The following is an 18,964-nucleotide window of genomic DNA, read 5'->3' on the forward strand; positions in this document are numbered from 1 at the left end:
TTGGTCGTCGATGCAGACGCATGCCAGGCAATGCACCTCAAGCCCAACCGCCCCCCGCCTTTTTGCGCGGCAATTCGAAGAAAATTTTGCGTGAAGATAGCGACACGCTGGCACCAAGAGTCGGCCTTCGTCGCGGTAAGTTCGGTCAAATCACGATAACTCTACCCTAAAACCAGAAATCCATCGCCATTGCCAACCCCAAGGAGACATTCCTAACATGATCCTCCCGAACCATTCCGCAGCGCAGCGAGTACGCACCGCGAAATGGTCAACAAAGGAGGACTCCCTTGGAACAACAGTCCCTGCATGCCCCACTGCCCGGCGCCAGCGATTCGCTAGCGCTGCGCAGCAAGCACGCCGTCTGGCACCCCTGCACGCGCCTGCGTCCAGACGACACCGCCACGCCGCTCGCCATCGTCCGTGGCGAGGGCCCCTGGCTCCATGACGCTGACGGCCACCGCTATTTCGACGCTACCAGTTCCTGGTGGGTCAACCTGTTCGGCCACGCCAATCCGAAGATCAACGCCGCGCTGGCAGACCAGCTCCAGACGCTTGAGCACGTCATGCTCGCCGGCTGTACGCACGCGCCTGCCGTCGAACTTGCCGAGCGCCTGTCCGCACTGACCGGCGGCGCACTCGGCCACGCGTTCTACGCGTCGGACGGCGCGTCCGCCGTGGAGATCGCGCTCAAGATGAGCTTCCACTACTGGCGCAACACCGGCCTGCCGGCCAAGCGCGAGTTCGTCTGCCTGGCCAATGGCTACCACGGCGAAACCGTGGGCGCGCTGGGCGTGACTGATCTCGATGTCTTCCGCGATGCCTATGACCCGCTGATCCGTCGCGCGCATGTGGTGATGTCGCCCGACGCGCGTCAGGCCGCAGATGACGAGACCGCCGCCGATGTCGCCGTGCGCGCGTTGGCCGCACTCGAGACACTGCTGCGCGATCGCGCAGGCCAGATTGCCGCGCTGATCGTCGAGCCGCTCGTGCAATGCGCGGCGGGCATGGCCATGTACGACCCATCCTATCTGGAGGGCGCGCGCGCGCTGTGCGATCGCTACCGTGTGCACCTGATCGCCGACGAGATCGCGGTTGGCTGCGGGCGCACCGGCACGTTCTTCGCGTGGGAGCAATGCCGCGATGCGGACCAGCCGCTGCCCGCGCATGCATGGCCCGATTTCCTGTGCCTGTCCAAGGGCATCAGCGGTGGCTATCTGCCGCTGTCGCTCGTGCTGTCGCGCCCGGAAATCCAGCGCGCCTTCATTGCCGATGAGCTCGCGCGCAGCTTCCTGCATTCGCATTCCTACACCGGCAACCCGCTCGCCTGCCGCGCCGCCGTGGCAACGCTCGACCTGTTCGCGCAGGACGACGTCATCGCGCAGAACCGCGCCCGGTCGCAGTGGCTGGCCGACGCGATGGCGCCGTTCGCCCGCGATGCGCGCCTGCACCGCATGCGCCAGCGCGGGCTGATCTGGGCCGTCGATGTCCGCGAGGAACGGGCTGGCGAAGGCTTCGCCGGGCGCTTCCATCAGGCCGCGCGTGCGCGCGAACTGCTGGTGCGGCCGATCGGCAACACGCTGTACGTGATGCCGCCCTACGTATTCGATGCCGAGCAGGCGCGCTGGCTCGCCACGCAACTGCAGGCCACGCTGGACGATGTGCTCGGCAACGCCGAGGCTGACAAGGAGGTACGCCATGCTGCTTGAACAATTGCGCCGCGCCGCGGACGAACGCCAGGCCCGCGCGCTCACGCGCCGGCGCCGCATTGCGCATACCGCATGCGCGCCGCACCAGGCCGTCGGCCCGGTGGATGCACCGGCGCCGCAGCCGTTGCTGACGTTCTGCAGCAACGACTACATGGGACTCGCAAGCCATCCCGATGTCGTTGCCGCGCTAGCCGACGGAGCACGTCTCTACGGCGCCGGCAGCGGCGCTTCGCATCTTGTCAGCGGGCATTCGCTTGCGCATGCGCGGCTCGAAGAGGAACTCGCGCGCTGGTTCGCGCCGCACATCCCGCAAGCGCGCACGCTGTACTTCTGCACTGGCTACATGGCCAACATGGCCGTGCTGACGGCGCTGGGCACCGCGGGCGCGACGCTGTTCTGCGAAACGCTGAACCATGCCTCGCTGATCGACGGCGCACGCCTTGCGCGCGCCGATGTGCAGCGCTACCCGCACTGCGACGCCGCCGCACTGGACGCGCTGCTCGCGGCCAGCACTAGCCCGCTCAAGCTGATCGTCACCGACAGCGTGTTCAGCATGGACGGCGATGTGGCGCCGCTGGCGGAATTGCTTGCGCTGGCCGAACGCCATGACGCGTGGATCATCGTCGACGATGCGCATGGCTTCGGCGTGCTCGGCGACGATGGCCATGGCGTACTGCAGGCATTGGGGCTGAACTCGGAGCGCTTCATCTACATCGGCACGCTCGGCAAGGCCGCCGGCGTGGCGGGCGCGTTCGTCGCCGCGCACGAGACCATCATCGAACATCTGGTCAACACCGCGCGGCCCTACATCTACACCACGGCTGCCCCGCCGGCGGTTGCGCATGCGCTGATGGCAAGCCTTGCCATCATTGAGGGCGAGGAGGGCCGGCAGCGCCGCGCCAACCTGAACCAGCTGATCGCCGACCTCCGCGCAGGCCTCGCGCCGCTGGCCGCCGCAGCCGGCTGGGAACTCGGCGACAGTGCCACCGCTGTGCAGCCTCTGATTGTCGGGGACAACGCTGTCTCGCTGGCATTGTCCGCGCGCCTCGAAGCAGAAGGCATCCGCGTCGGCGCGATCCGGCCGCCAACCGTGCCCGAGGGAACCGCGCGGCTGCGCATCACGTTGTCGGCCACGCATACGGCGGCGGACGTGCAGCGCCTCGTTAGCGTGCTGGCCGACGCGGTGCCCCCCGAAGCGAAGCGGGAGGCCGCATGAACCGCATAAACCAGCCCGCCAGGTTCCAGTGCTTCGTCACCGGCACCGACACCGGCGTCGGCAAGACCCACGCGAGCGCCACGCTGCTGCATGCGCTGCACGCGGCCGGCTATGCCGCCGTCGGCATGAAGCCCGTGGCCAGCGGCAGCGAATGGCGCGTCGATCACTGGCACAACGATGACGTGGCCGCGCTGCGTGCCGCCAGCTCCGTCGCGGTGCCGCTGGGACAGACCTGCCCGTTCTTGCTGCGCACGCCATGCTCGCCGCATCTGGCTGCGGCGCAGGAAGGCGTGCGCATCACGCGTGCGCCGATCCGCCATGCGTTCGACGCGCTGCGCGAGCAGGCCGATGCCGTCGTCGTTGAAGGCGTCGGCGGCTTCCATGTGCCGCTCGATACCGGCGCGGTGCGCTGGAGCACGGCGGACCTTGCCGAGATGCTGGCGCTGCCAGTCGTCATGGTGGTGGGCATCCGCCTCGGTTGCCTGAATCACGCCGTGCTGACCGCCGAAGCCATCCGCGCACGCGGCCTGACACTGGCTGGCTGGATCGCCAACCGTGTCGACCCGGACATGTTGCTGGCTGACGAGAACATCGCCACGCTGCATGACGCGCTCGACGCACCTTGCCTGGGCGAGCTGCCGTGGCAACTGGCGCCGGCCGATGCCGCTGCCCGTCTCGACCTCGCGCCGCTGTTTGCCCATTCCCTCCAATACCGAGCCGAGGCCACAAGCCTCGCCGCATAAAACCAGAACCTCACCATGAACCAAGCCGCTCAAACCGTCGCCACCATCTCCGCCGAAGCGCTGCGCCAGACCGCGCGCAACACCCATGCATTGCCGGAAGACGCCCGCTGGCGCGTCGACGACGTGGCCGCGCTGTTCGCGCTGCCGTTCAACGACCTGCTGTTCCGCGCGCAGCAGGTGCATCGCGAGAACTTCGACGCCAACACCGTGCAGCTTTCCACGCTGCTGTCGATCAAGACCGGCGGCTGCGAAGAGGATTGCGGCTACTGCCCGCAAAGCGCGCACCACGACGCCGGCGTCAAGGCCGAAAAGCTGATGGAACTCGATGAAGTGCTCGAAGCCGCCCGCGCTGCCAAGGCCAACGGCGCTACGCGCTTTTGCATGGGAGCCGCCTGGCGCAGCCCGAAGGACCGCCACCTGGAGCCGGTCATGGACATGGTGCGCGAGGTCAAGGCCATGGGCCTGGAAACCTGCGTGACGCTCGGCATGCTGAAGGCCGAGCAGGCGCAGCAGCTCAAGGACGCGGGCCTGGATTATTACAACCACAACCTCGATACCTCGCCCGAGTTCTACGGCAAGATCATCACCACGCGCACGTACCAGGATCGTCTCGATACGATCGGCCATGTGCGCGACGCCGGCATCAACGTGTGCTGCGGCGGCATCGTCGGCATGGGGGAATCACGCGAGGCGCGTGCCGGGCTGATCGCGCAGCTCGCCAATATGGATCCGTATCCGGAATCGGTGCCCATCAACAACCTGGTGCAGGTCGAAGGCACGCCGCTGGCCGGCACCGAGGCGCTGGACCCGTTCGAGTTTGTCCGTACGATCGCCGTGGCCCGCATCACCATGCCGGGCGCGATGGTGCGCCTCTCCGCCGGCCGCGAGGCGATGGACGAGGCGCTGCAGGCGTTGTGCTTCATGGCGGGCGCCAACTCCATCTTCTACGGCGAAAAGCTGCTGACCACGGGCAATCCGCAGGCTGACCGCGACCGCGCGCTGCTGGCGCGACTCGACATCCGTGCGGAAGGCTACGCAGGCTAATAGTTAAGAAATCTTCACGTGAAGGGCTCCCCCGCCGTAAGATCGCCATAACGGGGTTAAAAGGAGGGAGCTCATGTTCAGCAAGATCCTGATCGCCAACCGCGGCGAGATCGCCTGCCGCGTTGCCGCCACCTGCCGCCGGCTGGGCATCCGCACCGTCGCGGTGTACTCGGACGCCGATGCCGATGCGCGCCACGTCGCCTTCTGCGACGAGGCCGTGCATATCGGCGGCGCTGCGGCGCGCGACAGCTACCTGCGTTCCGACCATATCATCGAGATGGCGAAGGAGACCGGGGCGCAGGCGATCCACCCCGGTTACGGCTTTCTCTCCGAGAATGAGGCGTTTGCAGAAGCCTGCGCCGCCGCGGGCCTCGTCTTCATTGGGCCGCCGGCTTCAGCCATCCACGCGATGGGCAGCAAGAGCGCGGCCAAGCAACTGATGGAAAAGGCCTCGGTACCGCTGGTACCGGGCTATCACGGCGAGGATCAAGACCCCGCCCTGCTGCGCCGCGAGTCCGACCGCATCGGCTACCCGGTGCTGCTCAAGGCCAGCGCCGGTGGCGGCGGCAAGGGTATGCGCGTGGTCGAATCGGGCGATGCGTTTGAAGCCGCGCTCGCCTCGGTCAAGCGCGAAGCGTCGGCGAGCTTCGGCGACGACAAGGTGCTCGTCGAGAAGTACCTGACCCGTCCGCGCCACATTGAAATCCAGGTGTTCGCCGACACGCACGGCAACTGCGTCTACCTGTTCGAGCGTGATTGCTCCGTGCAGCGCCGTCACCAGAAGGTGCTCGAAGAAGCGCCCGCGCCGGGCATGACGGAGGAACGTCGCCGCGCGATGGGCGAAGCGGCCGTCGCCGCCGCGAAAGCAGTCGGCTATGTCGGCGCCGGCACGGTCGAGTTCATCGCCAACCAGGACGGTTCGTTCTACTTCATGGAGATGAACACGCGCCTGCAGGTCGAGCATCCGGTTACCGAAATGATCACCGGACAGGACCTGGTCGAATGGCAACTGCGCGTGGCGGCTGGTGAACCGCTGCCGCTGAAGCAGGAACAACTCCACATCCACGGCCACGCGCTCGAAGCGCGCATCTACGCCGAAAACCCGGACAAGCAGTTCCTGCCATCGACGGGCACGCTGCGCTTCCTGCGCACGCCGCCTGCCGTGCAGTTCATGCGTGGTGGCGATGCGCATGGCCCGGCTGGCGTCCGCATCGACGCAGGCGTGCGAGAGGGCGACACCATCAGCCCCTACTACGACCCGATGATTGCCAAGCTGATCGTCTGGGGCAAAGACCGAGACGAGGCCCTGGCGCGGATGCGCCAGGCACTGGCCGCGTACCACGTGGTGGGGTTGTCGACCAACGTGGCATTCCTGCAGCGGCTGGTGAAATCCGAAGCGTTCCGCACGGCGGACCTCGACACGGGCCTCATCGAGCGTAACGAAGCGACGCTGTTCCCCCCACCCGCGCCGGTCGGCATGGAGATCATCGCGCTGGCCGTCGCCGCGCTGCTCGATCGTGAAACGCGCGAGCGACATATCGACACCGCCGACCAGTATTCCCCGTGGACCCACGCCGGCGCATGGCGGCTTAACGGCGGCGCCACGCGTACGCTGCGCTTTGCCTATGGCAGCCACACGCTGGACGTCACGCTGACCGCTAACGCGCGGGGCAGCACGCTGATCTACGCGGATCAGGCTGCGCCGTTCAAGGCCGCGTGCCAGGCCGACGACATCCGCGTCGATCTTGGCACGCGCCGCGCGCATGGCCAGGTCCATGTGGAGGGCGATGATTTCCACGTCTTCAACGCGGGCCGCCATGCGGTGCTGGGCTGGCTCGATCCGCTTGCGCATGCAGGGGAGACCGAGGGCGAGGGCGGCAAGCTGACTGCGCCGATGCCGGGCAAGGTCATCGCTGTCATGGTGGAGCCCGGCAGCACGGTCACGCGCGGCACGCCCCTGCTGGTGATGGAAGCGATGAAGATGGAACACACCATCAGCGCGCCGGCGGACGGCGTGGTCAGCGAAGTCCTGTTCGGCGTAGGCGAACAGGTGACGGAAGGGGCGCAGTTGCTGGCGTTTGCGACTGGCGAAAGCTGAGCCGCCGGCGGGAGCGGGGCGATTGCCGGCCACCGGCCGGCACCGTCGCGCGACCTCTGCGAAAATGCAGGCATCCCGCCACAGAAGACCCGGAGTCCCCATGAAGTTGCAGTTGTACGTGCCCGATGGCCGCTATGAACCCTGGATCGAAGGCTTCGCGCAGGCGCTGCCCGAAGCGCAGTGCGTCACCTGGGAAGATAGCCGCGGCGAACCGGCCGACTACGCCGTGGTCTGGCGTCCTCCCGTGGAAATGCTGCGCGGCCGTACCGACCTGAAGGCGGTGTTCAACCTCGGCGCCGGCGTGGACGGCATCTTGCGCCTGCGCGACCAGGATCCGGATGCGCTGCCCGCCGGCGTGCCGATCGTGCGCCTGGACGACGCCGGCATGGCCGCCCAGATGGTCGAATACGTCACCCATGCGGTGCTGCGCTATTTCCGCCGGTTGGACGACTATGCGGCGCAGCAGCAGGCCGGCAACTGGAAGTTCCTGAAGCCGCACCGCCGTGCGGACTTCACCATCGGCGTGATGGGCGTTGGCGCGCTCGGCACGCATATCGCGCGCACGCTGGCCGGGTTCGGGTTTCCGGTGCGCGGCTGGAGCCGCACCGCGCGCGCGATCGAGGGCGTGGTGGGCTTCCATGGCGATGCCGGCCGCGTGCCGTTCCTCGACGGCTTGCGCGTGCTGGTCAATGTGCTGCCGCTGACGCCTGAGACCGAAAACATCCTGAACGGCGAACTGTTCGGCAAGCTGGCGAAGGGCGCCTACGTGATCAATGTCGCGCGTGGCCAGCATCTCGCGGAGGACGATCTGCTCGCCGCTGTGCAGGCAGGACAGATCGCCGGCGCGACACTCGACGTATTCCGCACCGAGCCGCTGCCGGCGGACCACCCGTTCTGGCAGGAACCGCGCATCACCATCACGCCGCATATCTCGGCGCTGACGCTGCGCGAGGACAGCATCGCGCAGATTGCCGGCAAGATCCGCGCGCTGCGTGCGGGCCAGCCGATCGCCGGCGTCGTCGACCTGCAGCGCGGCTACTGAGCCGCAAGCCATCCGGTACACGAACAGACATTGGAGACAGCGATGAACGTGCCCAACTACGTGAAGATCGTCGAAGTCGGCCCGCGCGACGGCTTGCAGAACGAGAAGGCGATGGTGCCGACCGACGTCAAGGTCGCGCTGATCAACCAGCTGACCGATGCCGGCTTCGTCAATATCGAGGCCGCTTCTTTCGTCTCGCCGAAGTGGGTGCCGCAAATGGCCGACGGCGCCGACGTGATGGCACGCATCCAGCGCCGTCCCGGCACGCTGTATTCGGTGCTCACGCCGAATATGAAGGGCTTCGAGGGCGCGGTGGCAGCCGGTGCCGATGAGGTTGTGATTTTCGGCGCCGCGAGCGAGGCGTTCTCGCAACGGAACATCAACTGCTCGATCGCCGAATCGATCGCACGGTTCGAGCCGGTCGCAGCGGCCGCGAAGGAAAAAAATATCCGCCTGCGCGGCAGCATCTCGTGCGCGCTGGGTTGCCCGTATCAGGGCGAGGTGCCGGTGAGCGCCGTGGTGGATGTCGTGCGCCGCATGCGCGAACTGGGCTGCGACGAGATCGATATCGCCGACACCATCGGCGTGGGCACGCCCGGCAAGGTGCAGGACGTGATGCGCGCGGTGTCGGCCGAGTTCGCGATGGACCGCCTGTCGGGGCATTTCCATGACACGTATGGCCAGGCGCTGTCGAACATCCTCGCCAGCCTGGAAGTCGGTATCTCGATCTTCCATGCATCGGTGGCGGGCCTCGGCGGCTGCCCGTACGCCAAGGGCGCGACCGGCAACGTGGCGACCGAAGACGTGCTGTACATGCTGCACGGGCTCGGCATCCATACCGGTATCGATCTCGAAGCCGTGGTGCGTGCGGGGGACTATATCTCGCAGGCCATCGGCCGCGCCAACAGCTCACGCGTAGGCCGCGCACTGCTGACCAAATGGGCGGCGACAAGCGAAGCCGCGCCGGCGTGCGCATGAATCCACGACACCAAAGAATTCAGGAGCAAGCATGAGCCAGTCCGCTGACCAGGGCAGCGCCAACCAGACCGAAGGATTGCCGGAATCCGCGCAGCGCGTTGCCAGCCTGCTGGCCGGGATCGGGCATGACCGTCCCGTGGTGATGCTGCCGGCCACCGGCAAGACGTCGGCCGAGGCTGCAGCGGGCCTCGGCTGCAGCGTGGCGGAGATCGCCAAGTCGATCATCTTCCGCCGCGTCGAAGATGATGCGCCGGTGCTCGTGATCGCCAGTGGCAGCAACCGTGTCGATGAAGCCAAGGTCGCAGCGCGCGTGGGCGCGCTCGGCAAGGCCGACGCGAAGTTCGTGCGCGAGAAGACCGGCTATGCGATTGGCGGCGTCTGCCCGATCGGCCATGCGGTGGCCCCGGTGATGCTGCTCGACCAGGACCTCTTCCGCTATGAAAGTCTGTGGGCTGCCGCTGGGCATCCGCATGCGGTGTTCAATCTGACGCCGCAGCAGCTGCAGCAGATGACCGGCGCCGAAGTGGCCGACGTGGCGCAGGGGACGGCGGCATGAGTCCCGAGCTGCGCCCGGGCCTTACGTTCACGTGGGAGTACACCATACCGCCCAAGGCCACTGTGCCGCGCCTGTATGACGACATCGCGATGTGCACGGAGATGCCGGACGTGCTGGCTACTGGCTACATGGTCGGCATCATGGAGTGCGCGTGCCTGCAGGCGCTGCGCGACTACCTGGACTGGCCGCGCGAGCAGACACTCGGCACGCTTGTCAGCTTCTCGCACCTGGCCGCCACGCCGCCCGGCATGACGATCACGGTCAAGGGCCAGCTGGTCGAGGTGGACGGGCGCCGGCTGCGCTTTGAAGTGAGCGCATGGGATGGCGAAGACAAGATCACGGAAGGCGTGCACGAACGTCACGTGATCGATGCCGCTCGCTTCAATAAGAAGGTCGCCGCCAAGGCCGCCCGGGCTGCTGGATGAGCATGGTGCTGGCAGCTTCCCTCATCAAGGACATCACGCGCCGCGCACGCTCGGCCGAGACAGCGCAACCGGTTCCCTCGCCATGCCGCAACGTGTGCCGCATGGACGCGGCCAGCGGCTATTGCGAAGGGTGTTTGCGCACCATCGAAGAAATCGCCGGCTGGTCTGGCATGGCGGACGAAGACAAGCGCCGCGTCTGGGCGCAACTGCCGCAGCGCGCCGACTGGCTTGCCGAATAGGAGACCATCGACTTGAGCGACACCAAGCCCCCGCAGTTGCCGTCCACGATGCGCGTCTTCGAACGCGGCTGGCTCTCGGCTAACAACATTCTGTTCATTGACGGCGACGACACGGCGCTCGTGGACAGCGGCTATGTCACACACGCGCCGCAGACGGTGGCGCTGGTGGAATCGGCGCTGCAAGGGCGTCCGCTCAAGCGGCTCATCAACACCCACCTGCATTCCGACCATTGCGGCGGCAACGGTGCGCTGCAGGTGCGTTGGCAGCCAAAGACATGGATTCCCGGCGCCGAAGCGGCCGCCGTTGCTGCGTGGGATGTCGATGCGCTGACCTACAAGGCCACCGGCCAGGAATGCGCCCGCTTCACCTTCGATGCACTGCTCCATGACGGTGACACGCTGAGTCTCGGCGGCATCGACTGGCAGGTCGTGGCCGCGCCTGGGCATGATCCGCACGCGGTGATGCTGTTTGCGCCGCAGTCGCGCATCCTGATTGCAGGCGATGCGTTATGGGAGAACGGGTTTGGCGTGATCTTTCCCGAGTTGGAGGGGGAGAGCGGGTTTATCGAACAGGCGGCGGTGCTGGAACGGATTGCTGAGCTGGATGCGCACCTGGTGATTCCCGGCCACGGCCGACCGTTCACGGATGTCGCTGCGGCGGTCGAGCGTGCTCGCGGTCGGCTCGCCTACCTCGGCAAGGACCCGCAACGCAATGCGAGTCATGCGGTCAAGGTGCTGGTCAAATTCAAGCTGCTTGAGGCGCAGCGGATGCGGCGTGATGCGCTGCTCGCCTGGATGGAAGCTGCGCCGCTGATGCGGGCCATTCACCAGCGCTTTATGGCTGAGCAATCGATGGACGAAATTCTGTCGCAGACGCTGAGGTCACTCGCCGGCGTAAAGGCGTTGGTGGTCGAAGGCGAAGTGGTTACCAATACCGACTAGGAAGAAGTAAGTCGCCGGCTACGCCGGCGAAACAGCGGCGCCGGTCAAAAACGACACCGGCCCCAATAACAGCCGCCCCCAACTCTCAGAACGTCGTCCTGAACCCCACCTTCACACTCCTCCCCGGCAACGGCGCAATATCCCGCAGAATCGACGACGCATTCCGCGCCTCCTGATTCGTCAGGTTATCGCCGCGCAGGTAGATCAGCGTCTGTGTCCCGGAAGTCTTGAACTTGTACGTCAGCGCAAGGCTGAGAAGCGTGTACGCATCGGTCGGCGTATCGTTGACCGGCACGCGCGTCTGCTTGGCCGCATAGGTAACATCCACACGCGCCCCCCAAGGCCCCGCACCATAGACCAGCGCGCCGCCCAGACGCAAAGGCGCCAGCCTCGGCAGCGGCTCCCCGGTATCCCGGTTCTCTCCGCGCACATAATCCGCCCGTGCCTCGAAGTCCAGCGTATCGCTCGACGTCAGCATCTTCTGGAACAGCCGCGCCTTGCCTTCGGCTTCGAAACCATACAGCGTGGCCGGTACGCCGAGGTACTCGAACTCGGGCAGCGCGCCGGGACTGCCGGACGCGACCACGTCGCCAGCCTCGTCGCGCGAGCGGCCCGTCGACGTCAGTGCGAGGTAGTTGGCGAAGCGGCTGTAGTAGCCCGACACGCCGGCACTGTGCGGGCCGTACTTGTAGCGCAGGCCGAGATCCACCGAGGTGGCGCGTTCCTTGTTGGCGTTGGGATCGCCGAGCTCCCAGGCGCCGGTGGCGACGTGCGGGCCGTTGGCGTACAGCTCGTAGAAGGTCGGTGCGCGCTCGGTGTACGACACATTGCTGGTCAGCGACCACAGCGAATTCAGCTTGTAGAGCAGGCCCGCCGATGCACTGGTGGCGTTGAAGCTGCGGTCGGCATCGCTGAAGCGGTCGTTGCCGTTCGCACTGGCCTTGATATTGCTGTGATCCAGCCGGCCGCCGAAGTTGAGCTTGAAGTCGCCGGCGCTATCGAGCGGCAGTTCTTCGAAGACGAACAGCGCGGCGTTGTCGGTATTGGTGCTCGGCACGAAGGCTTCTTCGCCGAGCGCGGAGAACTGCGTGTGGCCGAACTGCGTGCCGACGACCCCGCTCATGTTGCCGATCTTCGCGTGCTTGGCCTCGAAGCGTGCGTCCCAGCCCTGGTTCTTGAAGATGGTGCCGACCTGGCCGTCTTCGATTTCCTTGTGCTCATAGTCGGTGTAGCTGAACTTGCCCTTGACCGATTCGATGATGCCGGACGTGTTGGCCTGCAGGTTGCGCGCTTCGCCTTCGAGCGCGAAGCGGTCCTGGCGCATTTTCAGGCGGACGTCGTCTTCGGCAGGCGTGCCGTATTCGTTGCGGTAGGCGCTGTAGTTCGCGCCGATGAAGCCGTCGGCCCACGTGTACGAGCCGCCCAGCGCGCCGCCGTCCTGCTGCGCGCTGGTGTTGGGCAGGCGGCCGCTGGCCTCGGTTTCGCCCTCGGGCAGCGGCTGGCTTGCGCGCAGGCGGTCGCTGCGCGCGAATCCGGGAATATGCAGGTCGCTGGTCTTGCGCGCGAAGGCGTCGGCGTGGATCGCGAACTGGCCGTTGCCGGCCTCGACCAGCGCGCTGGCGTTGCGCGCCACGTCGCCGCCGGCCGTGGCGCTGGCATCGACAGCGCCGCCGATGCCTTCAATGGGCTCCTTCGGGATGCGGTTATCGATCACGTTGACGACGCCGCCGATGGCGTTGCCGCCGTACATCAGCGCGGCGGGGCCGCGCACGACTTCAATGCGCTCGGCCACGAGCGGATCGATCGGTACGGCGTGGTCGTAGGACAGCGTCGAGGCATCGACCGAGGAGCCGCCGTTCTGCAGCACCTTGATGCGGTCGGCATCGAGTCCGCGGATCACGGGCCGGCTGGCGTTGGGGCCGAAGTAGCTCGACGACACGCCCGGCAACTTGTCCAGCGTTTCGCCGAGCGTGCTGTTCTGGCGCAGCGACAGCGCGTCGCCGCTCAGTGAGGAGACCGGCGCGACCATGTCGTTGAGGTCGCTGCCCAGCGGGTTCGCGGTGACCACCACTTCCTTGAGGGTGGCAGCGGCGGGCGCAGGGGCCGCCGCAGGTTCGCTGGCGGACTGGGCGAATGCGCCGTTCGAGACGATCAGGGCAGCAAAGGCTGCCAGCGGCGTGCGCCGCAGCATGAGGTGTTGCAGGGTAGAAGACATGGCTCGCGATTCGATGCGATGGCAATCGGGCGAACGGCCGCGCGGTGCCGGCATGGTACGGAGCCCGCACGGGAAGGTGCGAGGTCGTGGGCAGAGCCGGCAGGCGTGGACGCGCGCTTCGTACTGCGGGCCTGCGGCTTGGCCGCGGCCCGGGATCAGGCGAAGGCGGGCGTGTGCGCCGGCGGCGCGCGCGAGCGGAAGGGGTGCGCGGAGGGAAGATCGGGCCAGCGCCAGGCCAGGTTGGCCGGCTTGACCGGTTTGCCGAAGGCCAGCGCGAGCGCTGGCATCTGGATGCAATGGCTGTCGGCGACCGTGGCACCATCGAACAGCACGCACGAATGGCCGGCCAGCTTCTTCGCGAATGGGCCGGCATCGCCATGGTCGGTGCCCGTTTCGGCAATCAGGACCGATACCGGCGAGCCCATCAGGCCGCCGTGCACGACACGGTGCGTCAGGCCCGCATGCTGTGCGAGCAGCAGGCTCAGCGCCAGCCACAGGGCCATCCACAGCCCTGGACCACGTGTGCGCAGGCGGGCGAAGTGCCCGGCGATCTCAGTGATCATGCGGATGGCCACAGTCGCAGTCGCCGCCGTGGTGGTGGTCATGGCCATGGTGATGACCATGATCGTGATCGTGATCTTCGTCGTCGAAGGCGTCTTCCCATGCCGGGAACGGATCGGCATACGCGGCCCAGGCTTCGGGCCCGGCCGCCATCTCGGCATCGGTCAGCAGGCAGGCATCGAGACAAGCCTCCAGTGCGGAGCGATCGAGGTCTGCGCCGATCAGCGCGATTTCCTGGCGGCGGTCGCCGTAGGCGGCAGGCTGTCCTTCGTCCAGCATGTCGGCTTCAAGCGCTGCGAGGTCTGCTGCATCAGTCGGCCATTCGGAAGCATCGAGAGCTGCCCACCACGCACCAGCCGCAGCGGGACGGCATACGCCTCCGGCCTGTGCCCAGTCGCCTGCGATGCCCATGCGGCTCGCCAGCCAGAACAGGCCCTTGGAACGCAGCACGCTGCCATGCTCGCGCATCCACTCGGTGTGGATCAGCTCGGCAAAGCGTGCGGGATGGAAGGGGCGGCGACGGCGGTAGAGGAAGCCGCTGATGCCGTGTGCTTCGGGCAGCGTCTCGCCACGCTGCAGGGCCAGCCAGCCCGGGGCGCTTGCGGTGTCTTCGAAGTCGAACCGGCCGGTGCCGAGCACGCGTTCGGCAGCAATCTTGCCGAAGCTCGCCGCGACAATGTCCGCACGCGGGTTGAGCGCGCGAAGGATCGCCTCCAGCTGCGCCAGCGCGCTCGCGTCGACGAGATCCGACTTGTTAAGCACGATCACGTCGGCGAACTCGACCTGGGCGATCAGCACGTCGACCACGGTGCGGTCGTCTTCCTCGATCCCGTTGTCGTGCACATCGTCGCTGCCGTGCAGGAACTCGGCATCGTTGACGTCGCGCAGGAACGTCGATGCATCGACAACCGTCACCAGCGTGTCGAGACTCAGCGTGGCCCTGCCACCATGTTCATCCTCGAACAGCACGGCCTCGGCGATTGCCATCGGGTCGTCCGTGCCTGCGGGCTCGAGCAGCAGATGGTCGAAGCCGCCACGGACGGCGAGCTCGCCGGCCTGCTGGAGGCTGCCAGTCACGCCCACGCGCTTGCCGACTGTCGCAGCAAGGACGTGCTGCAGCAAGGTGGTCTTGCCGGCACCGGTATATCCGGACAGCACGGTGATGGGCAGGCGATCGGCCATGGCGATGTGAACGCGAAAGAGGGCGCCCGGTGAGATGCGCCTGTTATTGCAACAAAGTTGCGACTGTACCAGAAAGGCCCTTCGCCCGACAGCCGGCAGGCTCCCACCATGGTAGTGCCGTCGCCGCGCCGCGACAAAACAAAACGGCCCGGATAACCGGGCCGTCAGGATGATCATGCGCCGGCGAGGCCGGCACGCGGATCAGTCGTTCATCAATCGCCGAACAGCTTCTGGCGCAGTTCGCGGCGTTGCTGAGCTTCGAGCGACAGCGTGGCGGTCGGACGGGCCAGCAGACGTGGCACGCCGATCGGCTCGCCGGTTTCCTCGCACCAGCCATAGTCGCCGGACTCGATGCGGGCCAGCGACTGTTCCACTTTCTTGAGCAGCTTGCGCTCGCGGTCGCGGGTGCGCAGTTCCAGCGCGTGCTCTTCCTCGATCGTGGCGCGGTCCGCCGGATCCGGCACGATGACCGTTTCGCGCAGGTGTTCCGTGGTCTGATCAGCGTTCTTCAGGATGTCGTCGCGCAGCTGCTCAAGGCGATGCTTGAAGAAGGCGAGCTGCGCTTCGTTCATGTAATCCTTGTCGCTCATCTTCAGGATTTCAGCTTCAGTCAGAAGTTTGTTGCTGCTCATGGTTGCTGCTGATTCTCTTGTTGATCCGACCGGCGGCGTCTGTGTCCGCTCGGGTGCTGTGTCCACGTGCTTGCGCGGGGCGGACGTTTCACTCTGGCTGGCTGCAGTCTTGCTGCTTCGCGGGCCTCCCTTGGCCTCGCCCGCGCCGGCGTGCGCCGTACTGCCGCGGGGAGCTGGCGCAGCCTTCACCGACTGCGCCTTGAGCGTCTCTGCCGCGGCACTACCTGTCTTGCTGCGGCTTTCTTTTGTCTTTGTTGCGGCTGTCATGGGGACACCTCTCTCTCGCGTCGGTATGGAACGGCGCGTGCCGGGTACCCCAAGCGGAGGGCGGTCTCCGCACGAAGCCCTGCGACCGCACCTGCCGGCGGTCTGCCTCGTGCTGACGACAACCGCCGCCCTGCGGCCCACCGTGCTTCAGTGGACCATACCGGCGGCGGGAAAAAGGTGCGCCGCCAGTATCAAATCCGGCCTATTGTACTTGAACAAATTTTTCCAAGATACGGAAAAGGCCTAGCCATGCCTTCGGTGTTTCCCCGGTACCCCGAACGGGGGACATGCCGGAGCCGACGCGGAGCGAGATAGCCGCCGTGGGGCGGCTGCCGCACTCAGGCCAGGCAGTTGCCCAGCCCCTTCAGAATGGCATCGCGGGGCAGGTCCACGCCGATGAACACCATCTTGGTGCCAGGCGTCTCCTCTTCCCACTTGGCACCGACGTCGCTGCCCATCAGTTGGTGGACTCCCTGGAACACGACTTTCCGGTCCACACCTTCCATATATAGTACGCCCTTGTAGCGCAAGAGTTTTTCCCCATAGACGGCCAGGATGCCCGACAGGAATTCCTCAAGCTTGCCGTAGTGGAACGGCTTGTCGCTGCGGAAGACGAACGACGCGATGCGGTCGGTGTGGTGGTGGTGATGATGGTGGTCGTGGCTGTGGTCATGGCCGCACTCCGTGCCGCAATGCTCTCCGTGCTCGTGCTCGTGCTCATGGTCGTGGCCATGACCGTGATCGTGGTCATCGGCGCTCAGGAACTCCGGATCGATCTCCAGCTTGGCATTCAGGTTGAAGCCGCGCAGGTCGAAGATGGTGTCGATCGGCGTCTCGCCGAAGTTGGCCTGGCGGATCGGGGCGCGCGGGTTCATGTGCAGCAGGCGGTGGCGCAGTTCGGCCACCTCGGCCTCGCTGACCAGGTCCGACTTGGTGATGAAGATCGCGTCGGCAAAGCCGACCTGGCGCTGCGCCTCTTCCTGCTTGTCGAGCTGCAGGTGGGCGTGCTTGGCATCGACCAGCGTGATCACCGCGTCCAGCAGGTAGCGCGACGCGATCTCGTCGTCCATGAAGAAGGTCTGCGCGACCGGTCCCGGATTGGCCACGCCGGTGGTTTCGATGACCACGCGGTCGAACTCGATCTCACCCGCGTCGCGCCGCGTCATCAGCGTCGACAGCGCCTGCACCAGGTCGCCGCGGATCGTGCAGCAGATGCAGCCGTTGCTCATTTGCACGATCTGCTCGCGGCCGTCCTGTACCAGGATTTCGTTGTCGATGTTTTCTTCGCCGAATTCGTTCTCGATCACGGCGATCTTCATGCCGTGCTGCTCGTTGAGGATGCGCTTGAGCAGCGTGGTCTTGCCGCTGCCGAGGAAGCCGGTCAGGATCGTGACCGGGATCAGTTTGGACATGGGTGGATTCTCCGGGGGAATTTGGGGTCTTGCGCCGGGCAGAGGCGTCAGGTTGCGCTGTCGGGCTGCCGTGCCACCCGTGCGCCGCACTCCGCGCACACGCCGTTCACGGTCAGCTCGACATGTTCGATGGCGAAGCCGCTGGGCACGCGCGGCGCGGCCGGCTGCGCCGGCAGGCCGACGTCATCGAGGCAGAACGTGCGGTCGCAGCGCGTGCAGTGGAAATGGCTGTGCTGGCGATGCACCTCGGCGCGCGCGGCCTCGTGCTCGACCAGGCTGAAGCGGAACACGCGGTCATTGCCGGCGCGCTTCTGCGCCACGCCTTGTTCCACCAGCCAGTCCAGCACGCGATAGACCGTGACGCGGTCGATGGCCTCGCCCTGCCCGGGCAAACGGTCGATCACGGCCTGGTGGGTCAGCGGCTCGTTGCTGCCGATCAGGCAGGCAAGGATGCACAGCCGCGGCTGCGTCACGCGGGCACCGAGACGGCGCAGACGCTCCTGCGCGGCTTCGAGGACAGCCGGCGCCGGTGCGCTATCGGGCTGGCTCGGGGTAAGACTGGTCATGCAGAGGATTTAACCATAGGCACTGCGCTGTTGCAATTCAGTTGCGTGTGGGGTGATGGGGACGCGGCCGCGCGCTGAAGGTTGCCCCCACAGCACACCGAGTGCGCGGTTTGCGCCTATGATCGGCAAGGAAGTACGTCGCCACCCACTCCTTCCAACGGCCCAGACCGGAGACACGCGATGCTGAACGATGCAAGCGCGCTGCTGTTCCCCAACTTCGAACCCTTCAGGCGCCGCGTGGGCGACATCGAGATCGCCGGCGTGCAGGGCGGTTCCGGTCCGCCGCTGCTGCTCCTGCACGGGCATCCGCAGAGCCACCTGATCTGGCACAAGGTGGCGCCCGTGCTGGCCGACCACTTCACCATCATCGCGACCGACCTGCGCGGTTATGGCAGCAGTTCGGCGCCGGCCGGCAACGCCGGACATGAGAACTACAGCAAGCGCGCCATGGCGCAGGACCAGGTCGACGTCATGGCCGCATTTGGCTTCCATCGCTTTGCGTTGTGCGGCCACGACCGCGGCGCGCGCGTGGCGCACCGCCTTGCCATGGACCATCCGCGGGCGGTCGAGCGGCTGATGCTGCTCGATATCGCGCCGACGCTGGACATGTACGAGCGCACCAGCATGGCGTTTGCCGCGGCTTACTGGCACTGGTTCTTCCTGATCCAGCCCACCCCCTTCCCCGAGACGCTGATCAACGCCGAGCCTGATTTCTATCTCAGCAAGCTGATGGGCCTGCGCCACGCGGGCCTGACGCCGTTCTCTCCCGATGCCATGGCGGCCTATGGCGCCGCCATGCGTGAACCGGCGCGCGTGCACGCCATGTGCGAGGACTATCGCGCGGCAGCCACCATCGATCTCGAACACGACCGCGCCGACCGTGATGCCGGGCGCAGCCTGGAAATGCCGGTGCGCGTGCTGTGGGGCGAGCACGGCGTGGTGGCGCGCTGCTTCGAGCCGCTGGCGCTGTGGGAAGCCGTCGGCCATAGCGTCAGCGGCAAGGCGCTGGACTGCGGACACTACATTCCGGAGGAATCGCCGCAGCCCCTGGCGCAAGAGATGCTCGCCTTCTTCCGCTAGCCCTCCTCCCGTCAGGGCGCTTCCGTCGCATTCCACCCCGATGCGCGCGGGTTAGCCCTG

General features: G+C 66.5%; 18 protein-coding genes. 12 read left to right on the plus strand and 6 right to left on the minus strand.

All coding sequences use genetic code 11. The features are described from left to right. The first annotated feature begins 287 nt into the window (after nucleotides 1–287). The 11 genes from bioA (at nucleotide 288) to K2O51_RS13235 (ending at nucleotide 10,989) form a co-directional block, all read left to right on the plus strand. Nucleotides 288–1,706, plus strand: a complete 1,419-nt coding sequence (bioA, locus tag K2O51_RS13185) for an adenosylmethionine--8-amino-7-oxononanoate transaminase (protein ID WP_220631210.1) — start codon at nucleotides 288–290, stop codon at nucleotides 1,704–1,706. Further along, complete coding sequence (gene bioF / locus K2O51_RS13190) at nucleotides 1,696–2,922, plus strand: 8-amino-7-oxononanoate synthase (protein ID WP_140953520.1); 1,227 nt, start codon at nucleotides 1,696–1,698, stop codon at nucleotides 2,920–2,922. The genes bioA and bioF overlap by 11 nt, the downstream gene beginning before the upstream one ends. Then, nucleotides 2,919–3,665, plus strand: a complete 747-nt coding sequence (gene bioD, locus K2O51_RS13195; RefSeq protein ID WP_011296339.1) for a dethiobiotin synthase — start codon at nucleotides 2,919–2,921, stop codon at nucleotides 3,663–3,665. Before bioF ends, bioD begins: the two co-directional genes overlap by 4 nt. A gap of 15 nt (nucleotides 3,666–3,680) precedes the next feature. Further along, nucleotides 3,681–4,709: a biotin synthase BioB gene (bioB, locus tag K2O51_RS13200; RefSeq protein WP_011296340.1), complete on the plus strand. Its 1,029-nt coding sequence runs from the start codon at nucleotides 3,681–3,683 to the stop codon at nucleotides 4,707–4,709. 73 nt (nucleotides 4,710–4,782) lie between these two features. Then, entirely contained in the window at nucleotides 4,783–6,807 is a 2,025-nt protein-coding gene (locus tag K2O51_RS13205) for an acetyl/propionyl/methylcrotonyl-CoA carboxylase subunit alpha (protein WP_011296341.1), read from the plus strand. Nucleotides 6,808–6,907: 100 nt separating this feature from the next. Next, nucleotides 6,908–7,849: a 2-hydroxyacid dehydrogenase gene (locus K2O51_RS13210; RefSeq protein WP_011296342.1), complete on the plus strand. Its 942-nt coding sequence runs from the start codon at nucleotides 6,908–6,910 to the stop codon at nucleotides 7,847–7,849. Nucleotides 7,850–7,891: 42 nt separating this feature from the next. Further along, entirely contained in the window at nucleotides 7,892–8,827 is a 936-nt protein-coding gene (locus tag K2O51_RS13215; RefSeq protein ID WP_011296343.1) for a hydroxymethylglutaryl-CoA lyase, read from the plus strand. 31 nt (nucleotides 8,828–8,858) lie between these two features. After that, nucleotides 8,859–9,383: a YbaK/EbsC family protein gene (locus K2O51_RS13220; protein WP_220631211.1), complete on the plus strand. Its 525-nt coding sequence runs from the start codon at nucleotides 8,859–8,861 to the stop codon at nucleotides 9,381–9,383. Further along, entirely contained in the window at nucleotides 9,380–9,808 is a 429-nt protein-coding gene (locus K2O51_RS13225; RefSeq protein ID WP_220631212.1) for a thioesterase family protein, read from the plus strand. The genes K2O51_RS13220 and K2O51_RS13225 overlap by 4 nt, the downstream gene beginning before the upstream one ends. 2 nt (nucleotides 9,809–9,810) lie before the next feature. After that, nucleotides 9,811–10,047 carry a DUF1289 domain-containing protein gene (locus K2O51_RS13230; protein WP_140953484.1) on the plus strand — a complete coding sequence of 79 codons (237 nt, stop codon included), beginning with the start codon at nucleotides 9,811–9,813 and terminating at the stop codon, nucleotides 10,045–10,047. 48 nt (nucleotides 10,048–10,095) lie between these two features. Next, nucleotides 10,096–10,989 (plus strand): MBL fold metallo-hydrolase, encoded by an 894-nt coding sequence (locus tag K2O51_RS13235; protein WP_140953483.1) that lies wholly within the window; start codon nucleotides 10,096–10,098, stop codon nucleotides 10,987–10,989. Nucleotides 10,990–11,074: 85 nt separating this feature from the next. On the opposite strand, the gene K2O51_RS13240 is transcribed toward K2O51_RS13235, so the two are convergent. The 6 genes from K2O51_RS13240 to K2O51_RS13265 form a co-directional block, all read right to left on the minus strand. Then, on the minus strand, nucleotides 11,075–13,204 hold the full coding sequence (locus K2O51_RS13240) for a TonB-dependent receptor (protein ID WP_041679786.1): 2,130 nt from the start codon (nucleotides 13,202–13,204) through the stop codon (nucleotides 11,075–11,077). A gap of 155 nt (nucleotides 13,205–13,359) precedes the next feature. Next, nucleotides 13,360–13,827 (minus strand): hypothetical protein, encoded by a 468-nt coding sequence (locus K2O51_RS13245; protein WP_245001905.1) that lies wholly within the window; start codon nucleotides 13,825–13,827, stop codon nucleotides 13,360–13,362. Next, on the minus strand, nucleotides 13,757–14,947 hold the full coding sequence (locus K2O51_RS13250) for a GTP-binding protein (RefSeq protein ID WP_220631213.1): 1,191 nt from the start codon (nucleotides 14,945–14,947) through the stop codon (nucleotides 13,757–13,759). The genes K2O51_RS13245 and K2O51_RS13250 overlap by 71 nt, the downstream gene beginning before the upstream one ends. A gap of 212 nt (nucleotides 14,948–15,159) precedes the next feature. Then, on the minus strand, nucleotides 15,160–15,579 hold the full coding sequence (gene dksA, locus K2O51_RS13255; protein WP_041679444.1) for an RNA polymerase-binding protein DksA: 420 nt from the start codon (nucleotides 15,577–15,579) through the stop codon (nucleotides 15,160–15,162). A gap of 605 nt (nucleotides 15,580–16,184) precedes the next feature. Then, nucleotides 16,185–17,258, minus strand: coding sequence for a CobW family GTP-binding protein (locus K2O51_RS13260; protein WP_011296353.1), 1,074 nt, complete (start codon nucleotides 17,256–17,258; stop codon nucleotides 16,185–16,187). A gap of 47 nt (nucleotides 17,259–17,305) precedes the next feature. Then, entirely contained in the window at nucleotides 17,306–17,824 is a 519-nt protein-coding gene (locus K2O51_RS13265; RefSeq protein ID WP_140949618.1) for a Fur family transcriptional regulator, read from the minus strand. Between the two features lie 180 nt (nucleotides 17,825–18,004). Here K2O51_RS13265 and K2O51_RS13270 point away from each other — a divergent pair, with 180 nt between their 5' ends. Continuing rightward, on the plus strand, nucleotides 18,005–18,904 hold the full coding sequence (locus K2O51_RS13270; RefSeq protein ID WP_140949619.1) for an alpha/beta fold hydrolase: 900 nt from the start codon (nucleotides 18,005–18,007) through the stop codon (nucleotides 18,902–18,904). The last annotated feature ends 60 nt before the right edge of the window (nucleotides 18,905–18,964 follow it).

The organism is Cupriavidus pinatubonensis, assembly GCF_019602855.1.
GTDB lineage: Bacteria > Pseudomonadota > Gammaproteobacteria > Burkholderiales > Burkholderiaceae > Cupriavidus > Cupriavidus pinatubonensis.